The 20,804-nt window shown below is 70.1% G+C and carries 18 protein-coding genes; 7 read left to right on the plus strand and 11 right to left on the minus strand.

Annotated elements, in window-relative coordinates; genetic code table 11:
* Window positions 1-3: 3 nt before the first annotated feature.
* Window positions 4-1,584 (minus strand): sodium:solute symporter family protein, encoded by a 1,581-nt coding sequence (locus AB0I51_RS05190; protein ID WP_362971572.1) that lies wholly within the window; start codon window positions 1,582-1,584, stop codon window positions 4-6.
* Between the two features lie 135 nt (window positions 1,585-1,719).
* The gene (locus AB0I51_RS05195) at window positions 1,720-2,508 is read right to left on the minus strand and encodes an SDR family oxidoreductase (RefSeq protein ID WP_362971574.1); all 789 of its coding nucleotides are present in this window, start codon (window positions 2,506-2,508) and stop codon (window positions 1,720-1,722) included.
* Window positions 2,509-2,589: 81 nt separating this feature from the next.
* On the opposite strand from AB0I51_RS05195, the gene AB0I51_RS05200 reads away from it, so the two are divergent.
* Complete coding sequence (locus tag AB0I51_RS05200; protein WP_362971576.1) at window positions 2,590-3,429, plus strand: hypothetical protein; 840 nt, start codon at window positions 2,590-2,592, stop codon at window positions 3,427-3,429.
* Window positions 3,430-3,436: 7 nt separating this feature from the next.
* Here the strand turns inward: AB0I51_RS05200 and AB0I51_RS05205 are convergent, their stop codons facing one another.
* Window positions 3,437-5,287 (minus strand): MFS transporter, encoded by a 1,851-nt coding sequence (locus tag AB0I51_RS05205; protein ID WP_362971578.1) that lies wholly within the window; start codon window positions 5,285-5,287, stop codon window positions 3,437-3,439.
* Window positions 5,288-5,474: 187 nt separating this feature from the next.
* Window positions 5,475-8,255, minus strand: a complete 2,781-nt coding sequence (locus AB0I51_RS05210) for a D-alanyl-D-alanine carboxypeptidase (protein WP_362971580.1) — start codon at window positions 8,253-8,255, stop codon at window positions 5,475-5,477.
* Window positions 8,256-8,531: 276 nt separating this feature from the next.
* Between AB0I51_RS05210 and AB0I51_RS05215 the strand changes: the two genes are divergently transcribed.
* The 3 genes from AB0I51_RS05215 (at window position 8,532) to AB0I51_RS05225 (ending at window position 10,950) form a co-directional block, all read left to right on the plus strand.
* Entirely contained in the window at window positions 8,532-9,284 is a 753-nt protein-coding gene (locus AB0I51_RS05215) for a GPP34 family phosphoprotein (RefSeq protein WP_026179532.1), read from the plus strand.
* 357 nt (window positions 9,285-9,641) lie between these two features.
* Complete coding sequence (locus AB0I51_RS05220) at window positions 9,642-10,499, plus strand: helix-turn-helix transcriptional regulator (RefSeq protein ID WP_262062656.1); 858 nt, start codon at window positions 9,642-9,644, stop codon at window positions 10,497-10,499.
* A gap of 241 nt (window positions 10,500-10,740) precedes the next feature.
* Window positions 10,741-10,950, plus strand: a complete 210-nt coding sequence (locus AB0I51_RS05225) for a DUF397 domain-containing protein (protein WP_362971583.1) — start codon at window positions 10,741-10,743, stop codon at window positions 10,948-10,950.
* 116 nt (window positions 10,951-11,066) lie between these two features.
* On the opposite strand, the gene AB0I51_RS05230 is transcribed toward AB0I51_RS05225, so the two are convergent.
* The 3 genes from AB0I51_RS05230 to AB0I51_RS05240 all read right to left on the minus strand — a co-directional run bounded on the left by AB0I51_RS05230 (window position 11,067) and on the right by AB0I51_RS05240 (window position 13,552).
* The gene (locus AB0I51_RS05230) at window positions 11,067-11,948 is read right to left on the minus strand and encodes a MerR family transcriptional regulator (protein ID WP_362971585.1); all 882 of its coding nucleotides are present in this window, start codon (window positions 11,946-11,948) and stop codon (window positions 11,067-11,069) included.
* 68 nt (window positions 11,949-12,016) lie between these two features.
* The gene (locus AB0I51_RS05235) at window positions 12,017-12,520 is read right to left on the minus strand and encodes a glutathione peroxidase (RefSeq protein ID WP_362971587.1); all 504 of its coding nucleotides are present in this window, start codon (window positions 12,518-12,520) and stop codon (window positions 12,017-12,019) included.
* A 57-nt stretch (window positions 12,521-12,577) separates the two neighbouring features.
* A complete protein-coding gene (locus tag AB0I51_RS05240; protein ID WP_362971589.1) occupies window positions 12,578-13,552 on the minus strand; it encodes a helix-turn-helix domain-containing protein in 975 nt (324 codons plus the stop codon).
* A 71-nt stretch (window positions 13,553-13,623) separates the two neighbouring features.
* Here AB0I51_RS05240 and AB0I51_RS05245 point away from each other — a divergent pair, with 71 nt between their 5' ends.
* The 3 genes from AB0I51_RS05245 (at window position 13,624) to AB0I51_RS05255 (ending at window position 17,412) form a co-directional block, all read left to right on the plus strand.
* Window positions 13,624-14,811: an MFS transporter gene (locus tag AB0I51_RS05245; protein ID WP_362971591.1), complete on the plus strand. Its 1,188-nt coding sequence runs from the start codon at window positions 13,624-13,626 to the stop codon at window positions 14,809-14,811.
* Window positions 14,812-14,987: 176 nt separating this feature from the next.
* The gene (locus AB0I51_RS05250) at window positions 14,988-16,118 is read left to right on the plus strand and encodes a GNAT family N-acetyltransferase (RefSeq protein ID WP_362971593.1); all 1,131 of its coding nucleotides are present in this window, start codon (window positions 14,988-14,990) and stop codon (window positions 16,116-16,118) included.
* Window positions 16,119-16,302: 184 nt separating this feature from the next.
* Window positions 16,303-17,412 carry a DUF475 domain-containing protein gene (locus tag AB0I51_RS05255; RefSeq protein ID WP_362971595.1) on the plus strand — a complete coding sequence of 370 codons (1,110 nt, stop codon included), beginning with the start codon at window positions 16,303-16,305 and terminating at the stop codon, window positions 17,410-17,412.
* A gap of 18 nt (window positions 17,413-17,430) precedes the next feature.
* On the opposite strand, the gene AB0I51_RS05260 is transcribed toward AB0I51_RS05255, so the two are convergent.
* The 4 genes from AB0I51_RS05260 to AB0I51_RS05275 form a co-directional block, all read right to left on the minus strand.
* Complete coding sequence (locus tag AB0I51_RS05260) at window positions 17,431-18,105, minus strand: response regulator transcription factor (RefSeq protein WP_362971900.1); 675 nt, start codon at window positions 18,103-18,105, stop codon at window positions 17,431-17,433.
* Between the two features lie 95 nt (window positions 18,106-18,200).
* A complete protein-coding gene (mslH, locus tag AB0I51_RS05265; protein WP_362971597.1) occupies window positions 18,201-19,523 on the minus strand; it encodes a lasso peptide C-terminal Trp epimerase in 1,323 nt (440 codons plus the stop codon).
* The gene (locus AB0I51_RS05270; protein ID WP_362971599.1) at window positions 19,520-20,251 is read right to left on the minus strand and encodes a thioredoxin domain-containing protein; all 732 of its coding nucleotides are present in this window, start codon (window positions 20,249-20,251) and stop codon (window positions 19,520-19,522) included. The genes mslH and AB0I51_RS05270 overlap by 4 nt, the downstream gene beginning before the upstream one ends.
* Window positions 20,252-20,256: 5 nt before the next feature.
* A complete protein-coding gene (locus tag AB0I51_RS05275) occupies window positions 20,257-20,793 on the minus strand; it encodes a MauE/DoxX family redox-associated membrane protein (protein ID WP_362971600.1) in 537 nt (178 codons plus the stop codon).
* Window positions 20,794-20,804 lie beyond the last annotated feature (11 nt).

Consider the following 20,804-nt stretch of genomic DNA (forward strand, 5'->3'; position numbering starts at 1 on the left):
TCGTCACGGCTGGCTGCTGCCCACCACGTCGTCCCCCGCTCCCGCCCGTGCCGGTACGGCCACCGCGACCGCGTCCCCGTCGTCGTCCCCGCCGCCGTTGATCCGTTCGATCAGGGCGTCCCGCTCCGGGGTGTCCTCGGGCTTCAGGTAGCCGATGAGGATGTAGAGGACCAGGGAGACCGCGAGGGGTATCGACACCTGGTACTGGAGCGGGACGCCGCCGTCGACCTCCCAGTTGATGGGGTAGTTGACCAGCCAGAAGGCGAACAGGCCCGCCGCCCAGCTCGTCAGGGCCGCCGTGGGGCCGGACTTGCGGAAGGGGCGGAGCAGACCGAGCATCATCGGGATCGCGATCGGGCCCATGAGACCCGCGACCCATTTGATGACGACGGTGATGATGTCCTTGAACGTGGGCGAGTTGACCTGCGTCGCCACCGCCATCGACAGGCCCAGGAAGACGACCGTGGTCACGCGGGCCGCGATCAGGCCCGAACGGTCGTTCCACGCACGGGCCTTGGCCGATACGACCGGTGCCACGTCCCTCGTGAAGACGGCCGCGATCGCGTTCGCGTCGGACGAGCACATGGCCATCGTGTGGGAGAAGAAGCCGACGACGACCAGGCCCAACAGCCCGTGCGGCAGCAGCTGTTCGGTCATCAGGCCGTAGGAGTCGGAGCCGTCCGGCTTCTGTGCGTGGACCAGGAGCGGGGACATCCACATGGGGAAGAAGAGGACCGTCGGCCAGATCAGCCACAGCGCCGCCGACAGCCGGGCCGAACGCTCGGCCTCGTGGGGGCTCTTGGTGGCCATGTAGCGCTGGGCCTGGTTGAGCATGCCGCCGTTGTACTCGAAGAGCTTGATGAAGAGGAAGGCGAGCAGGAACACCGTGCCGTAGGGGCCGACGAGCGGTTTGCCGTGGCCCTGGAGCGCCGGTTCGTCCCAGGCGCCGAGGAATCCGATGCCCTTGTCGTTCAGCTTCAGTACGACGGCGACGAACATGGAGATGCCGGCGAGCAACTGAATGACGAACTGGCCGAGTTCGGTCAGCGCGTCCGCCCACAGGCCGCCGATCGTGCAGTAGACCGCCGTGATCGCGCCGGTGATGAGGATGCCCTGGTTCAGGGACACACCCGTGAACACGGAGAGCAGGGTCGCGATCGCCGCCCACTTCGCGGCCACGTCCACGATCTTCAGCAGCATCCCGGACCAGGCGAGCGCCTGTTGGGTGCGCAGGTTGTAGCGGTTCTTCAAGTACTCGAGAGGGGACGCCACACGGAGGCGGGAGCGCAGCCGGTTGATGCGCGGCGCGAACAGTTTGGAGCCGATGGCGATGCCCAGCGCGATCGGGAACGACCAGGTGATGAAGGACGTGACGCCGTAGGTGTAGGCGATGCCCGCGTAGCCGGTGAACATGACCGCGCTGTAGCCCGACATGTGGTGCGAGATGCCGGACAGCCACCAGGGCATCTTGCCGCCGGCGGTGAAGAAGTCGCTCACGCTGTCGACACGCTTGTGCGACCACACGCCGATGGCCACCATCACGCCGAAATAGCCGATGAGCACGGCCCAGTCGAGCCCGTTCATATGCGCCCTCCCACGATTGAGCCGGTTCAGCCCGGGGCTCATCGTGGGCGGTCGCGCGTGAGCACGACAAGTAAGCGCACGGTCAAAGGGAAGTAAAATCGTTCGGATTGATGTTCTGTGTTCACATACAAGAACTCATCGCATCAGCTCCCCAGCGTTGACCAGCAACGACTGACCCGTGATCGCCCGCGCCCGTTCCGACGCCAGGAACACCGCCGCGTCGGCCACATCCCCGTCCGTCGCCAGCTCCGGCAGCGCCATCCGGTCGGACAGCCGCTTCAGGACCTCCGCCTCCGGCACCTTCTCCGTGTGTGCGGTGAACTGCACGTACGCCTCCACCGGCGGCCCCCACATCCACCCCGGCAGCACGGTGTTCACCCGGATCCGGTACGGCCCCAACTCCCTTGCCAGCGAGTACATCGCGCTCGTCAGCGCCCCCTTCGACGCCGCGTACGCCGCCTGCCGCACCTGCGAGGGCGCGGCCACCGCCGACTGCGTCCCGATGAAGACGACCGAGCCGCCGCCCGCCTCCTTCAGCGAGGGCAGGCACGCCCGCGTCATCCGCAGCGTCCCGAGCAGGTTCACGTCGATCACCGACTGCCAGGTGGCGAAGTCCGCGTCCTCGATCCCGCCGAAGTAGCTGTCCCACGCGGCCACATGGACCACCGCGTCGATCCGCCCGAACCGCTCCCGCGCCATCTCCGCCAGCGCCTCGCACTGTCCCTCGTCCGTGATGTCGGTCGACCGGTACGCCGTGTGCGACCCGTCCGGATCGATCTCGGCGGCCGACTTGGCGAGATGCGCCTCCGTCCGCGCGCCGAGAACGGCATTTCCCCCGTCCCGTACGACGGCGGCGGCGACCTGGTGGCCGAGTCCGGCCCCGACCCCCGAGACGACGACGGTCTTGCCCGCGAGCAGCGACATCCGATCCCTCCCGGGGTCTGGCGGTTTATCTGACGGGGCGTCAGAGTATGGGCGACCGGCGGAGGACGGAAGGGGAGCGACGTGAGCGAGGACACCCGGAGCGACGTGTACGCCGAACTGGCCGCCGTAGGACCGTACGGAGTCCGGCCCGGCCACGCGCTGATCACCATGGTCGAACCGCATCCCGGCCACGAGTACGCCTACAACCGCTGGTACGAGGACGACCACTACTACGCCGGCGCGATGGCCATGCCCTGGATGTACGCCGGCCGCCGCTGGGTCGCCACCCGCGACCTCCAACTCCTGCGCCACCCCGAGAAGTCGGCGATCGCCCAGCCCGTCACCGCCGGCTGCTACCTCTCCACGTACTGGGTCACCGAGGGCCGCTACGACGACCACATGAAGTGGACCGTCGGCATCAACAAACGGCTCAACCGCGACGGCCGGGTCTACCAGGACCGTACGCACGTCTTCACCGCGTTCCAGGACCACGAGGCGACCGTGTACCGCGACGGCGCGGCCGGACCGAGGGACTTCCACGCCCTCGACCACCCTTATGCCGGGCTGGTGTTGGAGGTCGTCGACAGTGAATCGGCGGAGCAGCGCGCCGAGTTGCTGGAGTGGCTGCGCTCCCGGCACCTGCCCAAGCGGCTCGCGGGCTCCCCGGCCGCGATGGTGACCGTGTTCCGTCCCACCCCGCTGCCGGGCGACCGCATGACCTACGTCAAACAGGTCGAGGGGGTCGACACCCGGCTCACGCTGCTCTGGTTCCTGGAGGCCGATCCCCGGGACTGCTGGGAGGAGTACTTCACGGGACTGGACACGGCCGTGGCCGAATCGGGCCTGGGGACGGTTGAGTTGGTGGCGCCCTTCATTCCCACCGTCCCCGGCACCGACAAGTACGTCGACCGGCTCCGCTGACTCCTGACTACTTCTTCAACTCGTCGGGGCAGGGCGTACCCCGGGGCAACTGGTAAGGCGCCGCCAACCGATATGTCCCCGCCTTCGGGGCCAGCAGCACCGTCCACTTGTCGCCCTTGGAGTCCTCCGCGGTCTCCATCAGGCAGCCGTTGAGATTGTCGAACGTCTTCGGCGTGCCTTCGGCGCGGTGCTTGGACGCCTCGGTCTCCTGCGGCGGCTTGAGGCTCTTGCCCTTCGCGTCGACGACGCTCAGCCACGGCGAGTACGGGATGCGGATGAGGATCCGGCCCTTCTTCTTGACCTCGATGGTCAGCTCGCCCTGCTCGGCCCGGTCGACGACCGCGTTCGGCTCGGCGAGCGGCGCCGGGTCGGTGACCTGGAACAGCTGCCAGTTCGCGTCGCCCCAGACCTGCTTCAGATACGGCATCCCGCGCTGCACCAGGTCCCGTTCGCGCTCGCCGCCGTCACCGTCCGGCTTGTCCTTCGGCAGCACCACGTAGTGGACGGCCCAGCGCTGCAACCACTCGTGGTAGTTCGCCGAGTTGAGCGTGTCGTCGTAGAAGAGGGGGTTGCGCTCCATGTCGGCCTGGCGGTTCCAGCCGCGGGCCAGGTTGACGTACGGCGCGAGCGCGGAGGCCTCGATGTGGGAGCGGGCCGGGACGACCTCGACCCGGCCACGCTCGGCGCCGACCTCCTGGAGTTCGTTGACCAGGGGCGCGAGTTCGTGCGACCAGGACGCGGCGGGGGCCGTGTTGACGACGTCGTCGACCGACTTGAAGCCGATCCAGCCGGTGAAGCCGACGAAGGACAGCACGATCGCGTACCACTTGCGCGAGCGCGGCACGGCGAACGGCAGCGCGGAGATCAGGGCCACACCGGCGAACAGCATCGCCAGCCGGCTTATGTTCGAGCCGATCTGCGAGCTGACCAGCCAGACCAGGATGACCCCGATGCTGTACACGGCCGCCGTGATCCGCACGGTCGTCCACTCGCGCGGCACCAGGAAGTAGACGAGGACCCCGGAGATCAGCGGCAGGATCATCGAGCCGAACAGCATCGGCTGGGTGCCGGAGAACGGGAACAGCCAAGCGGACACTGCTACCACTGCCGCGGGCGCGAGGCCGAGAGCCCAGGCGCCGGGGCGGCGCTTCTGGAGGAAGAGGGCCACGGCGACCAGCCCGACGAACAACCCGGCCACCGGCGAGGACATCGTCGCGAGTGCGGCCAGGGGGGCCGCGCACAGGGCCTTCGCCCAGCGTTTGTAGCGCCAGCGGTACGGCCAGCAGAAGACGACGGCCACCGCGCCGAGCCCGAACACCATGCCCAGGCCGTACGTCACCCGGCCCGACGCCGCGTTGCACAGCAGCGCGAAGACACCCGCGAGCGAGGCCCACAGCGGGTTCTTCACCGAGCGGCTGCGGATCAGGATCAGGGTGAGCAGGCCCGCCGAGATCGTCCCGGCGATCATCATCGTCGTACGCACACCGAGGACCGACATCAGATACGGCGACACCACGCTGTACGACACCGGGTGCATGCCGCCGTACCAGGCGAGGTTGTACGCCGAGTCCGGGTGCCGGCCGACGAACTCCGCCCAGGCGTCCTGTGCGGCGAGATCGCCGCCGCTGTTCGCGAACGTGAAGAACCAGGCGATGTGCAGGACCCCGGAGAGCAGCGTGAAGCCGATCACCGGGTGACGGAGGAAGGGGGCGCGGAGGCGGTCGACGAGCTCCGCCCGGCGGGTGCTTCCGCTACGTGTCGCGTCGTGGTCCGTGTGGTGCACGGGCAGGTGTATTCGCGGGCCGGCTCCCGGGCCCGGATCGGCATCGTCGGCGCGTGTCGGCTCCGCTGTGGCCACCTGAAGGCACTCCCCGTGTCCCGTCTTCTGTTCCCGGCCGCGTCCCGTCCCGTTCCCGGCCTGTTCGACGCCACGTCCACCGGACCGGCGACGTGCCCCGATTCGCGACGCTAGCACGCACCCCGCCGGTCGGCTCCCGTGCGGGTGGCCGGTCGGCGGGGTGCGGTGACGTACAACGCCTCGTGGGTCAGCCGAGACGCTTCAGCTTCGCGGTCAGGGCCGGTTCCGCGAGATCCTTCTGCAGGGCGACCGGCACCTTGACCGCGCCGCCCGAACCGTCGCCCACGGTGAGCGTGCCCACCTTGGTGCCGGCCTTCGCGGTGTGCGGTACGGCGTCGGGGGCGAAGGACAGCTTCACCTTGAGGCCGGCCCAGCCGACCGCGGCGACGTCCTTGGTGACGACGACCGGGGTGTGACCGCCGAGCTGGTCGTCGACGTACCCGACGACGTCACCCTTCTTGAGGATCTTCGCCGAGGTCATCGCGTCCTGCGCCGCGAGCATCGCCGTCTTGCTGACCGCGTTGACGGTGTCGATGATCGGCGCGGTGTGCTGGCCGAGGATCGCGCCGACGACGACGGCCGTCTCACCGCCGACCTCCTTGGTGGCGGCGAAGAGCAGGTTGCCGCCGGCCGCGGTGGTGGTGCCGGTCTTGATGCCCAGCGAGTTGTTGTACGGCACCAGGCGGTTGTAGTTGGTCCACTTCTTGCCGGACGGGTCGACCCAGCTCGGCAGCTTGGTGATGTCCATCAGCGCCTGGATCTTGACCAGTTGGTTGCCCAGCTTCACCTGGTCCTCGGCGGTGGAGACCGTGGTCTCCTTCAGGCCCGAGGCGTCCGTGTACGTCGTGTTCGTCATTCCCAGCGACTTGGCGGTGTCGTTCATCTTCTTGATGAACGCCGCCTCGGAGCCCGCGTCCCAGCGGGCCAGCAGCCGCGCGATGTTGTTCGCCGACGGGATCATGATCGCCGACAGCGCCTGCTTCTCGGTGAGGACGTCGCCGGCCTTGACGGTGTTGAGGGTGGACTCGCCGTCCTTGTCGTAACCGCCCTCCTTCTCGGCGGTCGCGTCCACGGTGATCTTCGCGCCCTCCGCACCCGACTTCAGCGGGTGGTCCTTGAGGACGATGTACGCCGTCATCGCCTTGGCGACCGAGCCGATGGCGACCGGCGTCTGCTTGCCGAAGCTGCCCATCGTGCCGATGCCGTTGACGTCCATCCACCCCTGGCCCTCGCTCGGCCACGGGAGGTTCGCCTTGCTGCCGGCGAAGGTGTACGAGTCGTCGGCGGTGAGCGTGAGGGAGGGCGTCGGCAGCGGCCTCAGAGCCTGCACTACTGCAAACACGATCGCCAGGAGGACGACCAGCGGGGTCCAGATCTTGACCCTGCGGATCGCCGTGCGGACCGGGGTTTCCGGCGGTGGCGGAGTGTTGGTCAGCTCGGCGAGGAGGTCCAGCGGGGGCTTCGGGGGAAGCGGCTGCTGGGTGGTGCGCTCGGGGCCGACCTGGGCGACGGGGCGGGTCGCGTCCGGGCGGGGCGCGCGGGGAGCCCGAGGCTCGTCGAGGGGCTTCAGCGCGACGAACTTGCTGGTGCGCTCGGCAGGGGCCTCGGGAGCCTCGGGGGCTTTGGGCGCCTTGAGAGTGGTCGTCGGCTGGTCCACCGCGGGCTTGGGCGGCCGCACGGCCTTGAAGATCGCGGTGGGCTGATCGACGCCCTCGGCTACGCCGTCGTCCGCCCTGGTCTTCCCACCCGCACCACCTGTGCGGGTCGCATCGTCGGCTGCGGGCGGAGCCTGTGGGGCGCGAGCGCCGTCGGCGGCCTCCGGCCCGGGAGTGGTGGGTGCTTCGGAGGCCGGGGGAGTGTCTTGCGGCTCGGGTGCCGCGTCTTCCGGCTCGTCCTCGGATGCACGGGGTGCCGCGTCTTCCGGCTCGTCCTCGGATGTGCGAGGTGCCGTGTCCTCCGGCTCGTCCTCGGACGTGTCCGGTGCGGTGTCCTCCGGCTCGGCTGCGGACGAGTCGGGGGTGGTGTCCTCCGGCTCGTCCTCGGATGCGGAGGGGGCGGCGTCCTGTGGTTCCTGGTCCGCGTCCCCGTCGGTCTCCGGCGTCTCGTCCGGGTCGGGAGCCGCGTCCTCGGGAGTGCCGGTGGCCTCCGGACGGGCGTCCGCGATCTCGTCGTCGGCTCCGGCCCCGTCGGCCCCGTCAGCTTCGGCGGTCCCAGGAACCGCGTCCTGCGGACCGTCCTCGGAGCCGGCACCCTGCCCGGCGTCGGCCGCGTCGGCCGCCACGGCACTCACGGAGCCCTCCTCGGCCTCCGTAGCGCCCTCCGCGTCCTGGGAGCGCCCCTTCGCGGGTCGGGTCGCCACGACCACGGTCTCCGCGCTCTCGGCGGACTTCGCCGCGTCCTCGGCCGTAGAAGCCTCGCCCGCGTCGTCGGCAGCCTCAGCCCCGGCAGGCTCCCGGCCGTCCGAGTCCTCCGAGTCCTCCGAGTCCTCGGGCTCGTCGTCCGACCCCGCCACCCAGGCCGCCACAGCCGCCCGCAGCCGGGCATCGCCCGCCGGGGTGCCCTTGGCGGAAGGGTTCTGCGCATCGTCGGCTCCGGAGGCTTCCGCGCCCTCGACGTCCTCGGAGACTTCGGTGCCCTCGGCAGGCTCGGGGCCCTCCGAGTCACCGGCTTCGCCGGCGCCCGCCGCTTCGCGGGACCCGTCGGCCTCACCGGCATCATCAGACTCGTTGGCCTCGTCGTCCTCGGCCGCCCCCGCCCGCAGTTCCCGGATCGAGAAGACCTTCGTCGCGGTGTCCACACCCCCGCGCTGGGACGACGTCGACGTGGCCTCCCGGGCCACCGCCATGCGCGGGTCGCGTTCGGACCTCGCCTCGGGAACCGGACTCGCGCTCCCCGGCGTCGGTTCTGCCGACGACTCGCGCTGCTTCGACCTGTCGGGGGACTCGCCCGCCACCGATGCCTCCTCCATGAGCCGCACGCCCACCGTGCGTCAACCGAACCGACCGAGATAGCCGAGACAGCTACAAAAACAGCTGAAAACAGCCGGTAAATCTCCTACCCGCGGCCCGGACAACGCATCAAACACCGTTGTCCGAACGATGTACCAGTGTCCTGTGTGCGGGCTTGACCCCTGCGGTAGACGAGAACGACATACCTACCGGTTCCACTACGAAGCGGTCACGCGCTCTCGACAGACCAATGTGAGAGGGGTCACCCTGTCATTCATCCACGCGGGGAGGCATGGATGGGCAGGAGCCGCAGAACACTTCCGGAGGAGCTTCTGCTGCTGGCATTGGACCCGGCCACGGGTACCACTGCGCAGCCGCAGTCGCTCGACCTCGGTCTGGCCGGAGCACAGCTAGTGGAGCTGGCGCTGGCCGGACGGATAGCCCCAGACGGGGATCGTATCGCCGTGGTAGTCCCACGGCCGACTGGAGATCCAACTTTGGACTGCGCGTTGGAGTTGCTGCGAAGGCGTGGCGCTCCCGTGCGTGCAGTGAACTGGATTGGCGGACCCCGACTGGGACTTCGCCAGACCTACCTCTCGCATCTGGAGCGGTGCGGCATGGTGCATGCCGTGGCGGGACAAATGTGCGGGGTGTTGCCCACGACTCGCTATCAGGCGACGGACAACGAGATCAGCCGTGAGATCAGGGCGCGACTCGATTCCGCGATCCGCACCGGCGTACCGCCGGACCCGCGGACGGCCGCGCTCGCCGCACTGGCGCACGCGGTGGGTCTGGGCAAGCACCTGTATCCGGGTAACGAGGGACGTTCGTCCCGCTCCCGGCTGCGGGACCTGATCAGGCACGACCCCATGGGCGGACTCGTGGCGCACGCCGTGATGGACGTCCAGAACGGTGTGGCGGCACAGCCACGCCGCAGCCCGGCCCCGGCCGGCCGTCAGGCCGCGCCCGGATCAAGGCCACCGGAACCGGCTCGTGGTGTTCCGATGCAGCCGCACCGCGGCACCATGGCGCGCGCCGTGGCTCACTGAGCCGCAGTTCCACGGCGCACGCCGGCACCGCAGAGCAACGCACGACCGGTACCACCGCACGACCGCACCACACGCAGTACCGCCGCACCGCCAGTCCCCAAGACCCGGTTCGGGAGCCGCTGGTCCGAGCGGGGTGGAGTAGACGTAACGTCACTCCACCCCGCTCGGCCGCATCTACGGACACCGGGGGAAACCGGAACCTGGCCAGTACCTGCCGCATATCCACCGTTTCCCAGCGGTAGAAACCACCTTGGTGGCAGTCTGCTCAACAGCAGATACGCAAAGTGGCAAGCAGTGAGCAGCAAGTAGCAGCAAGCAGTGGCAAGCAGAGGCATGCAGCCGGAGGTGCACGTTCCCGTGGCGTCAAGTGTCAATCCCACCGTCAGGCGACGCCGGTTGGGCCAGGAGTTGCGTCGGCTCCGAGAGCTCAAGGGCATGACGGCCGAAGAGGTCGCCGAGCGGCTGCTGGTGTCGCAGTCGAAGATCAGCCGGCTGGAGAACGGCCGGCGCAGCATCAGCCAGCGTGACGTCCGCGATCTGTGCGGGGTCTACGAGGTCGAGGACGTCCGGATCGTCGACTCGCTGATGCAGATGGCCAAGGACTCGCGCCAGCAGGGCTGGTGGCACTCCTTCGGCGACATCCCGTACAGCGTCTACATCGGCCTGGAGACGGACGCGGCGTCACTGCGGGCCTACGAACCCCAGATCATCCCGGGCCTGTTGCAGACCCGGCCCTACGCCGAGGCGCTCATCCGGGGAGCGCTGCCCGAGACCTCGCCGAGCGACATCCAGAAGCGTGTCGAGGTGCGGCTGCGCCGGCAGGAACGTGTCTCCGCCGCGGAATCCCCGCTGCGTCTGTGGACGGTGCTGGACGAGGCGGCCCTGCGCCGGGTCGTCGGGGGCCGCCAGGTGATGCGCGAGCAGCTGGAGAATCTCGCCGAGATGTCCCAACTGCCGCACGTCACCGTGCAGGTGCTGCCGTACGAGGTGGGCGCACACCCCGGTCTCAACGGTCAGTACGCCATCCTGGAGTTCCCCGACGCGGCGGACTCCAGCGTCGTGTACATCGAGGGTGTCACCAGCGACCTGTACCTGGAGAAGGCGGCCGACGTGCAGAAGTACAGCGTCATGTACGAGCATCTGCGCGCCCAGGCCCTGAACGTGGACCAGTCGCATCAGTTCATCGCGGACATCGCGAAGGAGTACGCCCGCTGAGAGGCCCGTCCGGTGGAAGGTGCCGCACCTTACACCTTCCACCAGCCAGGATGGAAGCACCAGGGGAATATGCCACCCGGTCGAGTGAATGGCCGCTTCGCCTACCGATGTTGGCGAGTAGCGTCGATCGCGCCATCGAGCAACAGGCTTTGGCGCAAACCGTGTTGTACGTCCGGAGTGTTCGTGGCCGGACGGGACGCGCGGGGACAGCGACTCATCAACTGGCGTAACCGGAGCAAAAATGGCAATTCAGCAAGGCGCCAACGACAACTGGATCAAGTCCTCGTACTCGGCCGGAAACGGTGCGTGTGTCGAGGTCACGTCCCCAGCTCTCGCGGCGTTGGCCGTACGGGACTCCAAGACCCTCGACGGCCCCACGCTGGCGTTTCCCGTCGACGCGTGGAACGCCTTCGTGGCCGAGGTCGGCAGGGGGGCTGTCGGCCTCGCGTGACGGATGACCACTCCAATTTCATAAGTACACCGAAAGAGCCCTCTCGACTGGTCCGCCGTCCCGGCCGAGGGGGCTCGGCCATGACCACCCAAGCGACCGACTGGCCCGTGCCACGGCTACTGGGACGGATCGCCTTCCACTGGGAACGCCACGTCGCACACCGCGTCCCCGGGCCCAGCGGCCGTCCAGTCCGCGAAGTACACCTCGCGGCACGGACCGGCGTACCGCAGGCCCTTCGCGGCGACCCACTGCTCCACCGCCTCGAACGCGGCCATGATCTGCGGATGCGCCACCTGCGCCTTGGTGATGCGGGTATACGCCAGCCGCCGGGCCGGCTCCACCCGCACCGTCGTCTGCCGGGTCCGGCCCTGCCGCGCGGCCCACGCCCGCGCCGCCGCCTCGTCCGCGACCGGTACACAGGACTCGGCCGGCCCGTCGCTCTCCGTCGACACCTCGGAGTGATAGACGACGAACGGCGAACCGCTCGTGCCCCCGCACTCCTCGGCCGCCGCCTCCAGACGCCCGAGCGAGGCCCCGATCCAGGCCGGCAACTCGTCCGCGAGGGTGTGCCGGGTCTCGGTGATCAGCACCTGCTCGGGTACCTCGACCGTCTCGACCACGAATTTTCCGTACATCTCGGAGCTCCTCCCCGAAAGGCGTGCACGGAGGTACTCGGCGAGCGTGCGCTGCCCGGCGATCCGGGTCTCGACGTCCGTCCAGTACGCGGCGAGGAGTTCGGCCGCGTCCGTCCCGTCCGCCTCGACCAGCTCGGCGATCCGGGCCAGCGGCATGTCCAACTGCCGTAGCAGCGCCACGAGTCGGGCCCGCTCGACCTGGCCGGCGCGGTAGTAGCGGTAGCCGCTGGCCGCGTCGACCCGGTCCGGGGTCAGCAGCCCGAGGCGGTCGTACAGCCGCAGCGCTTTGGCCGAAAGCCGTGCCCGGGCCGCGAACGCGCCGATGGTCAGCAGTTCGTCGTCCACGCCTGCATCCTCCGTCACCGGGCGGTTCCTTTCCGCCCGGCGACAAGGACGCTCAGCCCTGCCCCAGGGGCAAGGTCAACACCCTCTCAGGCGAGGGAACCCTCCACCGCCGCCACGACCTCCGCCGACTCCGGCTCGGTCTGCGGGGAGAAGCGGGCGACGACCGCGCCGTCGCGGCCGATGAGGAACTTCTCGAAGTTCCAGCGGATGTCGCCGGTGTGGCCCTCCGCGTCCGCGAAGCCGACGAGCCGGTCGTACAGCTCGTGCCGGCCGTCGCCGTTGACCTCGACCTTCTCGGTCAGCGGGAAGGTCACGCCGTAGGTCGCCGAGCAGAACTCGGCGATTTCCTCGGCGCTGCCGGGCTCCTGCCCGAGGAACTGGTTGCAGGGCACGCCCAGCACGGTGAAGCCCTGTGCCGCGTACCGCTCCTGGAGTCGTTCGAGGCCCGTGTACTGGGGGGTCAGCCCGCACTTGGAGGCCACGTTCACCACGAGGACGGCCTTGCCCGCGTACTGCGAGAGGTCCGCGGAGCCGCCCTTGAGCGACCCGATCTCGACGGCGAGGGGACCCGTGTTCTCTGTAGTCGTCATAACCGGATGCTAACTCCGGTAAATGTCGTTCTCGCCGGGGGCCCCGCGCCTTCGGACCTACACACCGGCGGCTTTCACCACGACCTCCCCGGCCGCCGTCCGCGAATACAGCACCGAGCGCCCCGCCCGCCGCCGCTCCACGAGCCCCGCGTCCAGCAGCACCCTCAGATGCCGGCCCACCGAGCCGAGCCCCTGACCGGTCACGGCGGTCAGCTGGCTGGTGCTCATCGGCGCGGAGAGCAGCACCAGCACCCCGGCCCTGGCCGTCCCCAGCAGCGCGCCGAGGGCCGCGGGCGCCGGCCGCCCGTCCCGGTCGGCGAGCGCCCCCGCGCACGGGTAGACGATGGCGTACCGGTCGGGCTCCTCCCACGACACCCACCCGCCGTTCGACTCGTTCGACGTCACCGGCACGAAGACCAGTTCCGCGCCGGAGATCTCGCGCGGCGGATACTCGTGCAGATTCACCTGGAGCCGGTTCTCCCCGAGCCACCGCGTCCGCCCGGGCCGCAGCGCGTCCAGCACGGCCGCCCAGCCGCCCCGGCTCACCTGTGCGGTGCGCGCGACCACATCGGCCTCCAGGACGCGCCGACGCCGCTCCCAGGACGGCCGTACGGTCTCCTCCCACACGTACTCCAGGAGCCGAGCCGCCCGCTCGGGCAGGTCGTCGCGTTCCAGGGCGGCGGGGAGCGGTCCGGCGAGGGAGACCCTGAGGTCGGCCCGCGCGGTGGCGGGAGGTACCGCCCGCACCCGTGCGACGGCCGCCTCGAACGGCTCCCGGTCCCTGGGCGTGGGGGAGAGGAAGTCGGCGGTCCAGTCCCGTCCGAGGCCCGCCCGCACCAGCAGTCCGGTGACCGGATCGGCCGCCAACAGCCGCCGGTAGCCCGGCAGATGGTCCCGCAGCCACAACTGCTCGCCGCGGTGCGCGGCCATCCCTGTGTGCAGCAGTCTCAGCGCGGCGAAGGTCTCGGTGAACGACGACAGCACGAACCGGCTCCGGGCGAGGGTGTCGGCGTTGATCTGCCACCAACCCATCCGCACCCCCGGTTGTTTCGCATCCGCGCGAAAGAGTACGACCCCCGCGCGCACCGCCGCAGACTCCGCCCATGCGCAGCTACCGCGAGCTCTTCCGCACCCCCGAGTACACGCCGTTCTTCCTCTCCTACGCCGTCCAGAACGCGGCCCAGACGATCAGCGGGCTGGCGCTCGCCACACTGGTCTACCGGGCGACGAACTCGCCGCTGCTGTCGGCGGTGAGCATGTTCGGACCGCAACTGGCCCAACTGCTCGGCGCGACCCTCTTCCTCTCCGGCTCCGACCGGCTGCCCCCGCGCGCCACCCTGGCCGGCGTCAACTCCGCCTTCGCGGTCTGTACGGCACTGCTGGCACTGCCCGGCCTGCCGATCGGGGCGGCCTTCGGCGTCGTGTTCGCGGAGGGCCTGATCGCCTCGCTGGCCGGGGGAGTGAGCGGGGGCCTGCTGAACGAGATCCTGCCCAAGAACGGCTTCCTGCTGGGGCGTTCGGTCTTCAACATGGCCACCGGCCTGATGCAGGTCACCGGCTTCGCGACGGGCGGCGCCCTGCTGGCCCTCCTCTCCCCGCGCCTGTGTCTGCTCCTCGCCGCGGCCCTCTACGCCACCACGAGCCTCGTCGTCCGCCTCGGCCTGACCGCCCGCCCGCCCCGCTCCACCGGCCGCCCCTCGGTCTCGGCGACCTGGCGCACGAACGCCCTCCTGTGGTCCTCCCGGCCCCGCCGCCTCACCTACCTGGGCCTGTGGGTCCCCAACGGCCTGGTGGTCGGCTGCGAATCCCTCTACGTCCCCTACGACTCCGGGGCCGCGGGCACGCTGTTCGCGAGCGCGGCGCTGGGCATGTTCGTCGGCGACCTGACCCTCGGCCGCTTCGTGCCGGCCGCCCTGCGCACCCGCCTCGACATCCCGCTGCGCCTGCTGCTGGCCGCGCCGTACCTGTTCTTCGCGCTGCGGCCGGGCATGCCGTGGGCGGCGATCGCCGTGTGCGTCGCCTCCGTCGGCTACGGCGCGAGCCTCGTCCTCCAGGAACGCCTGATGGAACTCACCCCCGACGAACTCGCGGGCCACGCCCTCGGGTTGCGTTCCGCGGGCCTGCTCGCCATGCAGGGCGTCGGCGCGGCCCTCGCGGGCACGGTGGCCCAACTGTCCTCCCCCGGAACGGCGATGACCTTCATGGCGGCCGGATCGGCAGCCGTGACAGGGGTGTTGGCGGCATGCGCCCGACAGGACCGGCCGGTGACTGTCTCCGCCGGAGTGTCCTGATCGTTCCCGGTCGGGCGATCCGTGCTTTTCCGTGACCACAGGCATCCTTGACAGCGTCCGTACTGTTTCGCGACGTTTGAGACCTGCCGAACTGTTCGTGTCTCGTCGTACCGTGGAACGAGTAGGCAAGGGCGCGGACGACGCGTCGTGGGGGAAATGTGGGGGGACGGTCGCTCATGCGATCCATGCGATCCAATGGCAAGGCGGACATCACGATCCACAGACCGGAGGAGTTGAGCACCTCGCTCCGCCAGGCCTGGCACAAGGCGATGGACGAGTCGCCGGACTACGCGAACCCTTTCCTGGCACCGGAGTTCGCGGACGGCGTGGGCCGCCACCGCGGTGGCGCGCAGGTGGCGGTGCTGCACGAGGGCGGGGAGCCGGTCGGCTTCTTCCCGTACGAACGCAACCCCTTCGGCGTCGGCCGGGCCATCGGCCTCGGTCTCTCCGACTGCCAGGCCCTGGTGCACCGGCCCGGTGTCACCTGGGACGTTCAGCAACTCCTGCGCGCCTGCGGCCTGTCGGTCTTCGAGTTCGACCATCTGGTGGAGGAACAGCAGCCGTTCGGCCGCCATGTCACGGGCACCTTCGCCTCCCCGGTGATCGATCTCAAGGACGGCGACGGCGAGGTCCCCTACGCGGAGTGGCTGCGCGGCGCGTACCCCGGCATCGCCAAGACGACGCTGAAGAAGGAACGGCGGCTGGGCCGCGACCTCGGAGAGATGCGTTTCGTCTACGACGACCGGAACCCCGAGGTGCTGCACACGCTGATGCGGTGGAAGTCCGCCCAGTACCGCAGGACCGGCCGCATGGACCGCTTCGCCCGCCCCTGGATCGTGGATCTGGTGGACCATTTCTTCCGGGTCCGCGAGGAACACTTCACCGGCGTCCTGTCGGTCCTCTACGCGGGGGACCGCCCGGTCGCCGCCCACTTCGGACCGACGTCCCGCACGCTGTTCGCGGCCTGGTTCACGGCGTACGACCCCGAACTCCGTTACTACTCACCCGGGTTGATCATGCACCTCAGGATGGCCGAGGAGGCGGGCCGGCACGGCGTCCGCCTCATGGACCTGGGGCGCGGCGACAAGGAGTGGAAGGACTGGCTCAAGACCCGCGAACTGCGCGTGGGGGAAGGTTTCGCCACCCGCCCCCACCCGGTGGCCACGGCCCACCGCCTGTGGCGCCGGCCGGTCCGCGGCCTGCGCAACACGGTCCTGGCCCACCAGTCCCTGCGCGACCCGGCGGACCGCCTGCTGAAGGCGGTGGGCGCGCTGCGCACGTCGGGCCGGCCGGCGCTCAAGAAGTGACGACGCGGCAACGTCGACTCCGGAAGGGGCCCTCGGCCGGGAAGGCCGAGGGCCCCTTTTTCGTGCTCCTGATCGGCCCCGTCACCCGCACGACAGGCGGCCGTGGTAGACAACGCCGATGAAGGTCGGAGTTGTTGGGTACCCGGCCCGCGGGCGACCGCGCGACAACAGGAAGGGGCAACCCGTGCTTCTGAAGACCTTCCGCTGGTCGTTCGCGGTCACCGCGCTCGGCCTGGCCCTGGGAGTCTGGTACGGCGGCTGGACGGCGTTCGGCGTCATCGCGATCCTGGCCGTTCTGGAGATCTCGCTGTCCTTCGACAACGCGGTGGTCAACGCCGGGATCCTGAAGAAGATGTCCACCTTCTGGCAGAAGATCTTCCTCACGGTGGGCGTCCTCATCGCCGTCTTCGGCATGCGGCTGGCCTTCCCGGTGGTCATCGTCGCCGTCACCGCCAAGAAGAACCCGATCGACGCGGTCAACCTGGCCCTGACCGACAAGGACCGCTACGAACAGCTGGTCACCGACGCCCACCCGGCGATCGCGGCCTTCGGCGGCATGTTCCTGCTGATGATCTTCCTCGACTTCATCTTCGAGGACCGGGACATCCAGTGGCTGGACTGGCTGGAACGCCCGCTCGCCAAGCTCGGCAAGGTCGACATGCTCTCGGTCTGCCTCGCCCTGATCGTCCTGCTGATCACGTCCTTCACCTTCGCGACCCACGCCCACCAGCACGGCGGCGTCCACGCGGACAAGGCACAGACGGTTCTCGTCTCCGGCATCGCGGGCCTGATCACGTACATGATCGTCGGCGGCCTCTCCGGCTTCTTCGAGAGCCGCCTGGAGGCGGAGGAGGAACGGGAACGCGAGGGCGAACGCTCGGCGGTGGTGCTGGCGGGCCAGGCCGCGTTCTTCATGTTCCTGTACCTCGAAGTCCTGGACGCGTCGTTCTCCTTCGACGGCGTGATCGGCGCCTTCGCGATCACCAACGACATCGTGCTCATGGCGCTGGGTCTCGGCATCGGAGCGATGTACGTCCGCTCGCTGACGGTCTACCTGGTCCGCCAGGGCACGTTGGACGACTACGTCTACCTGGAGCACGGCGCGCACTACGCGATCGGCGCCCTCGCCGTGATCCTCATGGTCACCATCCAGTACCAGATCAACGAGGTCATCACCGGCCTCGTCGGCGTCCTCCTGATCGGCTGGTCGTTCTGGTCGTCGGTGCGGCGGAACCGGGTGCTTGCGGAGACGGAGGGGGAAGCGACGCCCGTGGACGCGGCCAGGGTTCCCTGACCGCGAGCGCGCTCCGGGTCACGTCGGCATTCCGCGCTCCGCCAGGCCGCTCTCGTACGCGATGATGACCAGCTGCGCGCGGTCCCGGGCGTGCAGTTTGGCAAGAAGGCTGCCGATGTGGGTCTTCACGGTCGGCATGCTGATGACCAGGCGGTCGGAGATCTCCGCGTTGGACAGGCCGTTGGCGATCAGGACGAGGACCTCGTGTTCGCGTTTGGTGAGGCCGACGAGACGTGGAGCGGGGCGGGTCGGCTCGCCGCGCCGGGAGAAGTTGGCGATGAGGCGTCGGGTGACCGTCGGGGCCAGGACACCCTCGCCCGTGGCGATGACCCGGATGCCGTCGACCAGGTCGGACGGTGAGGCGTCCTTCAGCATGAAGCCGCTGGCGCCCGCCTGGAGGGCCGGGTAGACGTACTCGTCCATGTCGAACATGGTCAGGGCCAGCACCCGGACGCCGGCCAGCGTCTCGTCGGAGCAGATCTCCCGGGTGGCCGAGATACCGTCGAGCACCGGCATCCGGAGGTCCATCAGGACGACGTCCGGGGCGAGTTCACGGGCCAGCCGGACCGCCGTGGCGCCGTCGCCCGCCTCGCCGACGACCTCCATGCCGGGTGTGGAGTCGACGAGGACCCGGAAGCTTCCGCGCAGCAGCGCCTGGTCGTCCGCGATCAGTACCCGGACCGCCTCCGCCATGCGTGTTCCCCGGTTCCTCGTCCGTTCGTAGAGCTTGGTGACATCGGGCATTTTAGCCAGGCTCTCCCGTCAACCCGCGCGCCCCGCAAGGCTCTTCACGCCATGTTCGGAAGCAGTTCCGCCGTTCCGTCGGCCTCCGCCCCGACCGTCGTACCGTACGGCTCCGACAGCCGGGCGACCTCGGTGAGGATCTCCTTGGCCTCGGTTCGGCCGGCCAGGCGGGGGCGTCCCCTGCGGTGCACCGGCAGGCCGAAGCCGAGCTCGACGGGATGGAGTCGGGCCGTCACCAGGGTGCCCTCGTCGAAGGTGAGGACCGGCACGAGCGACTGCCAGTAGCGGCGGTGCGGGGCGAACAACCGGGTGCCGTGGCCGCTCAGCCGGTCGTAGTAGCGGCCCGGCGTGGGCGGCCGGTCGGTGGGGACCTTGGCGTAGTCCTCGGCGGAGACGCGGTCGGTGAGTTCGATCTGGCTGACGATGTTGCCGAGGCTGTAGAAGATCGGTCTGTTCCGGTACAGCTCGATGCCGCGGAGGAAATGCGGGCCGTGCCCGACCACGACGTCCGCGCCCTCGTCGATCATGCGGTGGGCGAAGGCTCGCAGGAACTCGCCCGGTGTCTCGGGCGTCGGGCCGGGCTCGTGGGAGTGCACGCTCACCACGACGAGGTCCGCGCGGAGGCGGGCCTCGCCGACCCAGCGGGAGAGCTCGTCGAGGTCGCGCGGATCGCACTCGGTCGTGAAGCCCGGTTCGTCCGCCGTCAGGAAGCGGGTGCCGAAGAGACTGAGCCGGTCGGATCCGAGGATGGCGGGGTCGACGCCGAGGAGGGAGCGGGCCTCGGCCCGGCGGGCGCGCAGGCCCGTCTCGGCGTCGATCGCCCGCAGCACGTCCATCTGCGGGGCCGTCACCCGCAGGGTCGCGGAGTGGCGCAGCGGGTTGAGGCCCGGCCGTCCGGGCAGCTCCGGCGACGGATCGGCCGCTTCCTGCCCGGGCAGGAACGTCGCGGTGCAGGCGAGCAGCGCCAGGCTGCCGCCCGGCCGGTCGACGTAGACGGGCCGGCGTGCCGTGGTGAGGTCGGCGCCGATCCCGGCGAACGGGATCCGCCTGGACCGGAGTTGGTCCACGGTGCCGAGCACACCCTCCGTGCCCAGGTCCATGGCGTGGTTGTTGGCGCAGCCCAGCACGGTGAACCCGGCCGCCGTGATCTCGTCCAGGACACCGGAGTCCGCGATAAGACAGCCGCCACCGGCCGCGTTGCGCACCGGATGCCCGCGTCCGTCGCCGGGCACCACCTCCAGGTTGGTGACGGCGAAGTCGGCGCCGTGGAGGAGTTCGCGGAGCTGTCCGGCGGCCGGGTCGGAGCCGATCAGCGCTCCCCGTGTCGCCATGCAGTCGCCGGACAGGGCCACGGTCAGCCGGGTCACCGCCGGGCCGCCGTGACCGCGCCGGTCAGCGCGCCACCCGGATCGGAGCCGGTGACGTCGACGCGTCGGCCCGCCACCAGCACGGTCGGAGTCAGCGCCACCTTCCGGGACGCGGCGAGATCGGAGACGTACCGCACCCAGGGCAGGTACGGGGCGTCCTCGACGCAGCGGGCGAAGGACGCCGAGGTGATGCCGGCGTCCCGGCCCGCCGCGATCAGCTGGGCCTCGCTGAGCCCGGGGCCCTGTTCGGCGGGCTGCTTCGAGAACAGGACCGTGGAGTACTGCTCGAACCTCCCCGCGTCCGCCGCGCAGGCAGCCGCGGAGGCCGCCTGTGTCGAGTAGCCCGAGGGTGTGCTGCGGCCGTCGAGGAAGGCGACCGGATGGAAGACGACGCTCACCCCGCCGTGCGACCGCAGACCGTCCAGGGCGGTGGTCAGGGCCCGTTCGGTACGACGGCATTCGGGGCAGAGGTAGTCGAGATACACGTCGACGCGTACGGCGCCGCTGGAGGCGGCCACGCCCGACTTGTCGGCGGCGAGCCCGGCCGGTACGCGGCTCGGTGCCTTGCCGGGGGCCGTGTTGTTCGCCCGGACCAGGCCCGCGCCGACCAGTGCGGCGCCGACCACCACCAAAGCGGCCAGCAGCGACACCAGCACCGTGCGCCGTCGCCGGTGCCGTCGGTGCACCATCTCCCGCACCGTGGCGTCCGTCGTCTGTGTGCTCGTCATGCCCCTCACTCCTTCGGGTCCAGGACCCAGCTGTCCAGCGCGTATCGGGTGCGGGGATTCCGGACCAGGAGGGCGGCCGCGCCGAGCAGCAGCAGGTCGCGCGCGATGTCGAGCGCGTAACCGCGTGCGGCGCCACCGCTGAGCGTGCCTCCGCCGCCGAAACAGCCGCAGTCGATGGACATTCCCCGTGCCCACACCGAGGCGATGGCCGCCGCGTACGCGACCAGCAGGACGGCCGCACCGGCCGCCGCCGCCCTGGTGGCCAGCCCGGCCACGAGCAGCAGCGCGAGCGCCACCTCGACGAACGGCAGGACACCACCGACGAGTTGGGCCCAGCCGTCGGGCACGATGCGGTAGAGCGCGACCGTCCGGCCGGCCTCCGTGAGGTCCCCGATCTTCACCAGGCCGGCGTAGGCCAGGACCGCCGCCAGCAGCAGCCGGGCTGCGAGCCGTGCCGCGCCCGCCCGATTCCCGGCCGTGGTACGGCTGTTCGCCCTCCTGGTGGCATCCGCCGTGCCCGCGTCCGTCGCGCTCGCGTCCACCGTGCTCTGTC

The organism is Streptomyces sp. NPDC050549, assembly GCF_040655035.1.
Classification (GTDB): Bacteria; Actinomycetota; Actinomycetes; order Streptomycetales; family Streptomycetaceae; genus Streptomyces.

Bases quoted from the DNA above. Each gene is read 5' to 3' on its own strand.
- AB0I51_RS05190 (WP_362971572.1), bottom strand. From the start codon at position 1,584: ATGAACGGGCTCGACTGGGCCGTGCTCATCGGCTATTTCGGCGTGATG.
- AB0I51_RS05195 (WP_362971574.1), bottom strand. From the start codon at position 2,508: ATGTCGCTGCTCGCGGGCAAGACCGTCGTCGTCTCGGGGGTCGGGGCC.
- AB0I51_RS05210 (WP_362971580.1), bottom strand. From the start codon at position 8,255: ATGGAGGAGGCATCGGTGGCGGGCGAGTCCCCCGACAGGTCGAAGCAG.
- AB0I51_RS05215 (WP_026179532.1), top strand. From the start codon at position 8,532: ATGGGCAGGAGCCGCAGAACACTTCCGGAGGAGCTTCTGCTGCTGGCA.
- AB0I51_RS05225 (WP_362971583.1), top strand. From the start codon at position 10,741: ATGGCAATTCAGCAAGGCGCCAACGACAACTGGATCAAGTCCTCGTAC.
- AB0I51_RS05235 (WP_362971587.1), bottom strand. From the start codon at position 12,520: ATGACGACTACAGAGAACACGGGTCCCCTCGCCGTCGAGATCGGGTCG.
- AB0I51_RS05240 (WP_362971589.1), bottom strand. From the start codon at position 13,552: ATGGGTTGGTGGCAGATCAACGCCGACACCCTCGCCCGGAGCCGGTTC.
- AB0I51_RS05245 (WP_362971591.1), top strand. From the start codon at position 13,624: ATGCGCAGCTACCGCGAGCTCTTCCGCACCCCCGAGTACACGCCGTTC.
- AB0I51_RS05250 (WP_362971593.1), top strand. From the start codon at position 14,988: ATGCGATCCATGCGATCCAATGGCAAGGCGGACATCACGATCCACAGA.
- AB0I51_RS05260 (WP_362971900.1), bottom strand. From the start codon at position 18,105: ATGGCGGAGGCGGTCCGGGTACTGATCGCGGACGACCAGGCGCTGCTG.
- AB0I51_RS05270 (WP_362971599.1), bottom strand. From the start codon at position 20,251: ATGACGAGCACACAGACGACGGACGCCACGGTGCGGGAGATGGTGCAC.